At 67.3% G+C, this 309-nt stretch carries 1 protein-coding gene; it reads right to left on the bottom strand.

Annotated elements, in window-relative coordinates:
• Nucleotides 1–309: O-linked N-acetylglucosamine transferase family protein (locus tag AC0L3B_RS39065; RefSeq protein ID WP_473383055.1), on the bottom strand; the 309-nt coding region annotated here is incomplete at both ends.

Raw genomic sequence — 309 nt, 5'->3', positions numbered from 1 at the left:
GTCGCTGCGCAACCTCGCCAGATACGCCGGCTGCGCCGCATATTTGCAGGCGATCGCGGCATAGCCCTCGTCGTCCTCGGCGACCCAGTCGTCGAGACCGACCGCAGCCACGATCGAACCACCGGCACGCGACGAGGCGCCGTTGCCAAGCTTGGCCACGACCGGAACGCCCGCATAGAGCGATTCCCAGGTGCTGACGCCGCCATTTTGCGGGAACGTGTCGAGCGATATGTCGACGTTCGCAAACGCCCGCAGGTGCTCGGGGCGCGGCGACGAGCCCAGGCAGGTGACATTCTCCTCGGCAACGCC

It is taken from the genome of Bradyrhizobium sp. Kon56 (genome assembly GCF_055807635.1).
This window is presented reverse-complemented; position numbering and strand designations above follow the sequence as displayed.